The sequence below is a fragment of the Anaerocolumna aminovalerica genome (assembly GCF_900115365.1).
GTDB classification, from domain to species: Bacteria; Bacillota; Clostridia; order Lachnospirales; family Lachnospiraceae; genus Anaerocolumna; species Anaerocolumna aminovalerica.
Map to the genome: position 1 here is coordinate 23,079 of NZ_FOWD01000045.1, position 9,550 is coordinate 32,628.

Below are 9,550 nucleotides of genomic sequence, written 5' to 3' on the forward strand. Positions count from 1 at the left end.
GGATAAACTTAATATTTTTATTATTTGGTGTAATTTTTTTACCTTCTTATTACTTATTTTTTATATAATCTTTTTTATGGGTATTTATATGATTAATTTGCAAATATAAAATGGATTTGTATATACAAATATTTATACAAATCCGTCTTGGCTTTATTTATGAAATTTAATTTTATCCTCAACCCTACAAAACATTTGGCTATTTGGCACTTATATTTTATAATCCATTTATAGCTATACCAATTTATATTGCTGAATCATCTCCTCCAACCTTTCTGACTGGCTGATAAACTCCTCACTCATGGCCGAACTTTCCTCCGATGCCCCAGAATTGGTTTCTATTATGTCTGAAATATGCTTCAAATATTCCAGGGTTTCATTTAATTGCTGGGCCTGCTCTTTAGAATACTTAGATATATCTTTGATTACTTCATTTGTTTTCATGGATTTTACGACAATTTCTTCAAAATGTTTTGCTGCTTCATCGGCAGATTGAACTCCCTCTTTAATTACAGCCATGGAATTGCCTATGAGTTCTGCTGTAGTTCTTGCAGCATTGGCACTTTCTTCTGCAAGCTTTCCTACTTCACCTGCCACCACTGCAAACCCTCTTCCGGCTTCTCCTGCTCTGGCTGCTTCAATGGATGCGTTTAGGGCTAAAAGATTTGTTTGTGCAGCAATATTTTGTATAAGATTAATTACTTTGTTAATTTTTCCGGAGTGCTTTTCAATGGCTTCCATTCCATGAACCAAAGTAACCATCTGCTCATTCCCCTGTTTTGCTACCGAAACGGTATTCTGTGATAATTGACTCAGATTATCTGCGTGATTGGCATTGGCATTTACTTTATATGCAATGGCGCCAATTTGTCCTACCAAATTGCCAACTTCTTTTGCCTGTTCTGTTCCTCCTTCTGCTACCGAACTTGAAGTTTCAGCAATTTTTTCGGCTCCCAAAGTGATCTGCCCTGCTGTTTCATTAAATATTAAGAGCATATTTTGAAAAGATTCTGCTATGTTATCAAGAGAATCTCTGATTGGTCTAAAATCCCCTTCATAATTAATATTCACCCTTGTAGTCATATCTTTCTCTTCCAACTGTTTAATTACTTCTGTTATATTGCTGATATAGACTTTCAATTTCCTGCTAGTCTCTCTTACTGCATCACACAGTATTCCGATTTCATCTTTTGATATATAGGGAATATGTACCTGAAGATTTCCTTTTGAAATGTCAATCATAGCTGATTGAATGTCTTTCATTGGATTTATAATGCTTTTCTTCGTAATATTTAGTAAACAGATACAGCTAACTGCTCCAAAAACAAAGATACTGATAAATACTATAATACTGATTACTACACTAATACTTGCTGTTTTTATATAATCCTTTCCATAAAGGATAGAATTTTGCTCTACTTCATCTAAAATCGTCAGAATATGATTAAAGATGGGAGCATAGTCATTCTTATATACACTATTTATTTTCTTTTGATCAAAGACATTGGCACTTTCTATAATTTGTTCTCTATAACGTTCTCCTTTTTTTATTTCCCCTTCTAACTCCATTACATTATCTAAATTTATATCTAAAGCAGTCATTGCTTTTCTTAAATTCAGTACGCTTTGTTCTAATACCCCATAATCTTTTTCCGATTCTTCTATGTACTTTTTACATAAATCCTCCAGCTTTGTCATATAGGCTTTATAAATATTATTTTCTATTTTAATCATGGAAACCTGCGCTTTTAAAACATTCTCTTCTATACTATAAGGTCCTGTATAAAAGTCATTAATTTTGGCTTCTATACTTTTCATATTTAGTAATGCCACCAAAATAATAATCATGGATATAACTCCTACATAGATAAATGAAAGATTCATTCTTTTTCCTATGGATAAATTTATGAATTTGTTTTTAAAGGAAACATATGCTTCTTTCCAATTTAATTTTGAAATTACAAACTTTTTACTTTTCACACTCTTCTTTGTCATATGTGCCTCCTGGTTTTCAACTTCTACAATAACTTTAAGATAGCAATACTGCATTATGAAACTGTTTGTCTAATGTAAAATTCATGTAAATCAAGTTCTTATTTATTTCCTGTTTTATATATCATTCATTTTTATTTATATGTTTTTCTATTTAAAGGCTTGGTGAAAGCATTATGATACGAGATGTTTTCATTACTTATGCGCAAAAGTCATTGAGTGTTTTCCAATTTTATGGTATTATTTTAACAAATTATATCAATTATTTTAAAGGAGGCAAGTATGGAAGAAAAAAAATGGTGGAAAGAAAGTGTTGTTTATCAAATCTACCCAAGAAGTTTTATGGACAGTAATGGAGACGGTATTGGAGACTTAAATGGTATTACAAACAAGTTAGACTACCTTAAAGATCTAGGCGTGGATGTAATCTGGATCTCTCCTGTTTATGAATCTCCCAATGATGATAATGGCTATGATATAAGTGATTACAAAGCCATTATGAAAGAATTTGGTACTATGGAGGATTTTGACCGGTTACTCTCTGAAGCACATAAGAGAAATCTTAAAATTGTAATGGATCTGGTATTTAATCACACTTCCGATGAGCATCCTTGGTTTGTGGAAAGCAGAAAATCCCTGGATAATCCATATCGTGATTACTACATATGGAAAAATCCAAAAGAGGGCAAAGAGCCCAACAACTGGGGTTCCTGGTTTAGTGGTTCCGCATGGGAGTACTCAGAAGAAACGGATATGTATTACCTGCATATCTTCTCTAAAAAACAGCCGGATTTAAACTGGGAAAATGATAAGGTTCGGGAAGAACTGTACCGCATCATTGATTGGTGGTGCAAAAAAGGTGTAGATGGTTTCCGTATGGATGTAATTAATTTCATTTCTAAGGTTCAAAGTTTTCCGGATGGACAAAAAGAAAAAGGCCAGCTTTATGGTGACAAGATACCTTATATTGCAAATGGTCCCCGTGTTCATGAATTCTTACAGGAAATGAACGAAAAGGTATTGTCAAAGTATGATTTAATTACCGTAGGAGAAACTACCCATGTAACTCCGGAAGATGCCAAACAATACGCTGGCTTTGATACACAAGAGTTGAACATGGTATTTCAATTTGAACATATGACATTGGATTTTGGTGAACTTGGTAAATGGTCTGATAAAAAGATTCCTTTTGTTCCTTTAAAGAAAATATTATCTAAATGGCAGTATGAATTAGAGGGATGCGGCTGGAACAGTCTCTATTGGGAGAATCACGATCAGCCAAGAATCGTATCCCGGCTGGGAGATGATTCCCTGAAGTACAGGGATTTATCCTCCAAGATGTTAGGCACCTGCCTGCTTATGATGAAAGGAACACCATACATCTATCAAGGGCAGGAACTGGGCATGACTAATATGGAGTTTAAGTCCATGGAAGATTTTCGTGATTTGGAAATTCTCAACGCATATAATGAATTTGTAGATAACAAGCTTGCAGAACCGGAGGAAATGATACGGTATTTCAACCTGAAAGGCAGGGATAATGCCAGAACTCCAATGCAGTGGGATGACAGTGAAAATGCCGGTTTTACAAAAGGAACACCCTGGATTAAAGTCAATCCCAATTACACTTATATTAATGCAAATAGCCAGATAAATGATAGTAATTCTGTTTATTCCTATTATAAGGAATTAATCCGGCTTAGAAAAGAGATTGAGGCTCTTGTTTACGGTACTTATGCTCTTTTAGATGAAAATCATGAAAGCTTATATATTTATACAAGAACACTTGGAAGTACTTCATTACTTATTATTTGTAATTTTACAGAAACAGAAAAATCCTATACAATTCCTAAGGAATATGAAGAGGCCAAAGTAATTATAAACAATTATCGTAATAGAGCAAACGACAACATAATAAGGCCTTATGAAGCTATCGTTTATCACAAGATATAGCCAAAAAATATAGAAATCTGGCTCCATATTAGTGTTAACCAATCATCTCTGTGCTATAATTAAAACTACGAATTTATTAAAGGAGAAGATTTTCATGATAACAATAAAAGAAATGGCTGATATCATTGGCGTAAGTCCTACCACAGTTTCCAATGTAATTCATGGAAAGACGAAGGAAGTTTCAAAAGAAACTGTGGAAAAGGTCAATGAACTTTTAGAAAAATATCATTATATCCCTAATATGAATGCCAGAAATTTAGCGAAAAAATATTCTAAAATTGTAGGAGTAGTGTTTAAATATAATAAAAGTACAGATAACAATTTTGTACAAGATCCCTTCGCCGGTGAAATATTAGGTGCCATTGAAAAACAGGTACGCAAACATGAATATTATACTATGATTTATCTGTCCGAAGATTTAGACGATATACTTCGTTTTGTTTCAACCTGGAATGTGGATGGATTAATTGCTGTGGGATTCTGGCCGGATGAATGTCATTTAATGAAAAAATCCATTACAAAACCAATGGTTTTTGTGGACTGCTATTTTAATGAAGATGGTTTTGATTATGTTAATGTAGGTTTAAAGGATAAAGAAGGCGGATATGAATTGACCCGGTATTTAATTCAATGCGGACATAAAAATATTGCTTTTATTACAGATTGTATGATAAGTGTATACAAAGCCCGCTATGAAGGTCACAAAGAAGCTTTGGAGGAAGCAGGCATACCTGTTTCTGAACAGAACTTATTATACCTTAGGCCAAATCAAAAAGAGTTCGAAACAAGCATAGAAAATGTATTTAAAAGATACCGTGAATTTAGTGCCATGTTCTGTGTGTCCGACTATTATGCTGCAAAAATCATGAATTATTTTATAGACCGTGGAGTTAAACTTCCAGATGATATATCCATTGTTGGTTTTGATGATAACTTGATTGGTCAGTCCGTAAGGCCTGGATTAACCACTATGAGACAGAATCCAAGCCAAAAAGGATATCTGGCGGTTGAGCAGCTCATTAAATTAATTGATCAAATGGAAATTGAGGAAACCAATATTCAGATGACGGCACAATTAATTATACGTAATACCGTAAAAGTATTGAATCCCTGATTTAATATTTCATTTGGCATAAATAGCAAATGTAAAATCGCACAATTATGTGGAATAATACTTGAAACTTTTGTGCGATTGTGATATTCTGTAGCTAGAAAGCTTTTGCGCATAAGTTACAATATAATTAATTATTTTACCAAATATTTAGACAAAATATTGACTATTTTTATTTATCTCAAAAGCTTTTGCTCGAATAATATTATTTTAAGGAGGATATTTTATGAAATTAAGAAAGATGGTTACTCTCTTACTCATGATTGTACTGGTAGGATCCCTATTCACTGCATGTTCCAAAACTGATAAAGATACTGCAAAAACGGAAAACACTGAAAAAACGGATTCTAAAAAAACAGAAACATCAGAAACAAAAAATCAAACTTCTGACGGACAAAGTATTCGAGTATTTCAGCTAAAAGTAGAAATTGATGAGCAATTAAAAGAATATGCTAAAGTATATGAACAGAAAACAGGGGTTCATGTAGATATTGAATCCATTGGAGGCGGAGCCGATGTTCAGGGAGCTTTAAAAGGATATCTTCAGGCAGATAATATGCCGGATATCTTTGTATTTGAAGGTCCCGGTCATTATGCAGTTTGGAAAGATTATATGGCAGATTTAACTGAAGAACCATGGGTAAAAGAAACTGCCTCTGCTTATATTGGTGATGGGGGCAAAGTATATGGTTTCCCATATGCGGTAGAAGGTTATGGTTTAGCTTATAACAAAAATATATTAGATAAAGCCGGTATTGATCCAGCTACTTTAACAACTATTGAGGCCTATAAAGCAGCTTTTGAAAAATTAGACAGCATGAAAGAAGAACTGGGTATTGATTCCGTTGTATCTATGGGAGTTAGTGCCAGCGGAGGTTTAACCTGGGTATCCGGAAGCCATAACTTCGGTGTATATTTATCTACCGGTCTTAAGAATGGTGATACAACTATTATTGATAAATTACTGGCTGGTGAAGTGGACACAGACAGATTAAAACAATACGCAGAATATGTAAAATTACTATTTGATTATTCTGATCAGAACATATTAGTAACTGGTAACTACGACCAACAGGTTCAGGCCTTTATTGATCAAAAGGCTGCGTTTGTTCACCAAGGGAACTGGATTGATCCAAATCTTCCGGCAGAACCCGGATTTGAAATGGGCTTTGCACCCCATGCTTTTAGCAAGGAAGTAACAGATGGTGTTCAAGTAGGTGCTCCTTCCTGGTGGGCAGTTTATAAAGATGGTAATGTGGAAGGGGCAAAAGATTTCTTAGAAGCATTTGCCTTATCCGATGAAGGCAGGGATGCCAGAATCAATAAGATGTCTCTAATCTCTCCTTACTCTTCTGATACATTGAAACCTAGTACTCCTTTATCCGCTAATATCCAGTCCTGGGTAGCAGCCGGTAAAACATTTGACTGGGAACAATTTAAGATGCCCGATGGTTTCGGTCAGGATACTTTAGGGCCTATTTTTGAATTACTTGCTCAAGGTTCCATAAACACAGATGAATTCGTTCAACTGGTAACCGACGCTGTTGCGGGAATACCTGCAAAATAAAACGGTAGTTTAATTGGTGAAGCTGTTGCTTATTATATAGAGCTGTTACAGGGTCTATTTTGCAACAGCTTCCCTTTTAAACGGAGAGGAATGAGACTATGATTTATATGGCGAAAAAAAAACTGTCAACTGTGCTGGCTGCTATTGGTATTCTTGTGACCATATTTGCGCTATGGATTAGTTTACAATATAGAACTCTGACCTCCGGATTCCTGGCGTGGCCAGCTTCCATTCGAGGTGTTCTGCTAATTACCGGCATTCTGTTTATCATATTAGGGGTGTATTTCTATCCAACAAAGAAGCACAGAACCATAATTAACATTTTATTCCTATTACCTGCTGTTCTTGCATTTACTATGACCGTTATTATTCCTTTTATATTAGGTGTGTTTTATTCTTTCACTGATTGGAATGGCATAACATTAAATAATTTTATTGGTTTTGAAAATTACAAGGACTTTTTTAAATCTCCTGAGTACATACATTCCTTTATGGCAACTTTAATATTTACTATTCTTAATATGCTTTTAGTAAATATCATTGCCTTTGGGCTATCTTTATTGGTAACCTCTAAAATCAGGGGACGAAACATATACCGGGCAGGATTCTTTATTCCTAATCTAATCGGCGGTATTGTTCTTGGGTACATATGGCAGTTTATATTTAATTACGTTATCACAGATATTGCTGCCGCCATGAATATAAAATCGCTTTCACAATCCTTATTGGCCTTACCGGATCGGGCTATATTGGCAATTATCATAGTAAGCACCTGGCAATACGCTGGTTATATTATGATGATATATGTTACTGCTATTCAAGGGGTACCGGCTTCTGTTATTGAAGCTGCTAAAATGGATGGTGCCCATGGTTTTAAACGTATTACGAAAATTATCGCACCATTAATTGCCAATTCCTTTACCATATGTATTTTCTTAACTTTGGTAAACTCCTTTAAACAGTTCGATCTGAATTATGCAATTACCAATGGCGGACCCAGTAAATTATTTATGGGTAAAGCCATTCACTCAACGGAACTTCTTGCTCTAAATATTTATAAAACCGCATTTACCCGTAATGATATGGCAGTGGCTCAGGCAAAAGCAGTTGTTTTCTTTGTTCTCCTTGCCATAGTTTCCTTAATTCAGGTTTATGTCAGCAAAAAGAAGGAGGTTGAGATGTGATGACAGTAAAAAGGATACGGGGTGTTCTCCTTGAATTGGTTTCCATATTGTTATTCCTGCTCTTTTTAGCACCCTTTTTCATTGTTGTAGTTAACTCCTCCAAAATGAATGGAGATATTATTCGTGATCCTATTAGTTTTCCTTTGGATTGGTCACTGTTATGGAAGCATATTCAAGCAGTAATACATAATCCAAATATGAATTATTGGAAATCTTTTTTGGATTCTGCTATTATAACCGTTCTATCCTTAACTGCCATTGTCCTATGTTCCTCTATGGCAGCCTGGGTACTGGTTCGTAATCATAAAAAATGGTCTACTGTTATATTTATGATTTTTGTTGCAGCTATGGTGATTCCTTTTCAGGTAGTTATGCTTCCGTTACTCTCCTGGTTTCGTCAGGTTTCCAATTTTAGCGGAATATCCTTTTTATCCAGCTACACCGGAATCGTATTTGCCTATATAGGATTTGGTTCCTCCATGACTATCTTCATCTTACACGGTTTTATAAAGAATATTCCTTATGAGTTGGAAGAGGCTGCCCTAATTGATGGTTCCTCACCGGAAGGCGTATTTTTTAGAATTATTTTACCTCTTCTGAAACCGGTGCAAATGACGGTATTGATTTTAAATGGTATCTGGATATGGAATGACTTCCTGCTGCCTTCCTTAATGCTAGGCTTAAACGGCAAAATTAAGACTCTACCTCTTGCTGTTACCAGTTTTGTAGGTTCATACGTAAAACAATGGGATTTAATCCTTACTTCAACTTTACTTGCCATGCTTCCGGTTGTGATACTTTTCTTATTCGCACAAAAATACATTATTAAAGGTATGGTGGAAGGTGCTATTAAGTAACATAACAGATTCCTTTCTAATAATGATAAATGCCATAGTTCAGTTCACTAAAAAGAGGTCGAATAATTATTCAGCCTCTTTTAGTGAATTAATCCTGAAGCTAGGCTTTTTATAGTTTAACACATTTTTCACTCAGCTTACCACTTTTTGAATATCAGACTTGCTTGTTTAAACCATTTTTCATTATTATACTAAATTTTCTAGTATTGCCAGAATACCTCCTAAAATAAGAAGAATTCCCACCATAACTACTAATTTCAGATAAAATTCATTAGGTTCGTCACCATTCTTTGTTTTCCAAGAATCTGATATCTTCCATATCAATCTTGGTTTTAATAACATAACAAATCCAATTACAATTAAAAAACCTCCTGCTACAAATCCCATATAATTATCCTCCTTTTTATTTAATTAAATAATAAATAATTGCGAAACAAGTTCACAAAATTGATTCAAAACTATATTCAGATAAAAGTCTATACTCCTCTATAATAAGAATATATTTTAAAGAACATAAAATCAAGATTATTTGTATGTTTTTTAAATACTTATTTATACATAAATTAAATAAATTAACTCTAATAATGAAAGGTTGAATTATAAAGAATTTCTATTTAAAGTATTTTAAATCATGACCACCAGTGAGAACTGGTGGTTTGTTCTGTCCCTGTAAGGGACTATTACCGGCATAGGCCTCAAAGGCCCTTCGAAAATAAAAGCCCTAACCGCACCTTTTTCTCTGGTTTAGCCCTAACAAGGGCTTTTATTATTTACCTTTTATTACTGACTCACCCGTAAACGGGTTTATATATTCTTTGAGACTCAGTTGGTCATATGCTTGATCATCCATTAATTGATTTCTGATATATTCTTGAATCTTTTTGGC

7 protein-coding genes and 1 pseudogene are annotated in these 9,550 nt (G+C 34.3%); 5 read left to right on the top strand and 3 right to left on the bottom strand.

Features of this window, described 5'->3' with window-relative positions:
* Positions 1–234: 234 nt before the first annotated feature.
* The gene (locus tag BM183_RS17790) at positions 235–1,995 is read right to left on the bottom strand and encodes a methyl-accepting chemotaxis protein (RefSeq protein WP_170848064.1); all 1,761 of its coding nucleotides are present in this window, start codon (positions 1,993–1,995) and stop codon (positions 235–237) included.
* 279 nt (positions 1,996–2,274) lie between these two features.
* Between BM183_RS17790 and BM183_RS17795 the strand changes: the two genes are divergently transcribed.
* From BM183_RS17795 to BM183_RS17815, 5 genes are all read left to right on the top strand, one after another.
* On the top strand, positions 2,275–3,945 hold the full coding sequence (locus BM183_RS17795) for an alpha-glucosidase (protein WP_091688523.1): 1,671 nt from the start codon (positions 2,275–2,277) through the stop codon (positions 3,943–3,945).
* 94 nt (positions 3,946–4,039) lie between these two features.
* Positions 4,040–5,059: a LacI family DNA-binding transcriptional regulator gene (locus BM183_RS17800; protein ID WP_091688526.1), complete on the top strand. Its 1,020-nt coding sequence runs from the start codon at positions 4,040–4,042 to the stop codon at positions 5,057–5,059.
* A 223-nt stretch (positions 5,060–5,282) separates the two neighbouring features.
* On the top strand, positions 5,283–6,623 hold the full coding sequence (locus tag BM183_RS17805; RefSeq protein ID WP_091688528.1) for an ABC transporter substrate-binding protein: 1,341 nt from the start codon (positions 5,283–5,285) through the stop codon (positions 6,621–6,623).
* 107 nt (positions 6,624–6,730) lie between these two features.
* Positions 6,731–7,807, top strand: coding sequence for a carbohydrate ABC transporter permease (locus BM183_RS17810; protein ID WP_091688534.1), 1,077 nt, complete (start codon positions 6,731–6,733; stop codon positions 7,805–7,807).
* Positions 7,807–8,664: a carbohydrate ABC transporter permease gene (locus BM183_RS17815; protein ID WP_091688530.1), complete on the top strand. Its 858-nt coding sequence runs from the start codon at positions 7,807–7,809 to the stop codon at positions 8,662–8,664. The genes BM183_RS17810 and BM183_RS17815 overlap by 1 nt, the downstream gene beginning before the upstream one ends.
* 186 nt (positions 8,665–8,850) lie before the next feature.
* Here the strand turns inward: BM183_RS17815 and BM183_RS17820 are convergent, their stop codons facing one another.
* Together BM183_RS17820 and BM183_RS21130 are read right to left on the bottom strand one after the other, a co-directional pair.
* Positions 8,851–9,051, bottom strand: a complete 201-nt coding sequence (locus tag BM183_RS17820) for a DUF6199 family natural product biosynthesis protein (RefSeq protein WP_091688532.1) — start codon at positions 9,049–9,051, stop codon at positions 8,851–8,853.
* Positions 9,052–9,430: 379 nt separating this feature from the next.
* Positions 9,431–9,550, bottom strand: a pseudogene (locus BM183_RS21130) (IS200/IS605 family transposase); the annotation flags it as partial.

Coding starts and splice junctions, on each gene's coding strand:
- BM183_RS17805 (WP_091688528.1), top strand. CDS start 5,283: ATGAAATTAAGAAAGATGGTTACTCTCTTACTCATGATTGTACTGGTA.
- BM183_RS17800 (WP_091688526.1), top strand. CDS start 4,040: ATGATAACAATAAAAGAAATGGCTGATATCATTGGCGTAAGTCCTACC.
- BM183_RS17795 (WP_091688523.1), top strand. CDS start 2,275: ATGGAAGAAAAAAAATGGTGGAAAGAAAGTGTTGTTTATCAAATCTAC.
- BM183_RS17820 (WP_091688532.1), bottom strand. CDS start 9,051: ATGGGATTTGTAGCAGGAGGTTTTTTAATTGTAATTGGATTTGTTATG.
- BM183_RS17810 (WP_091688534.1), top strand. CDS start 6,731: ATGGCGAAAAAAAAACTGTCAACTGTGCTGGCTGCTATTGGTATTCTT.
- BM183_RS17790 (WP_170848064.1), bottom strand. CDS start 1,995: ATGACAAAGAAGAGTGTGAAAAGTAAAAAGTTTGTAATTTCAAAATTA.
- BM183_RS17815 (WP_091688530.1), top strand. CDS start 7,807: ATGACAGTAAAAAGGATACGGGGTGTTCTCCTTGAATTGGTTTCCATA.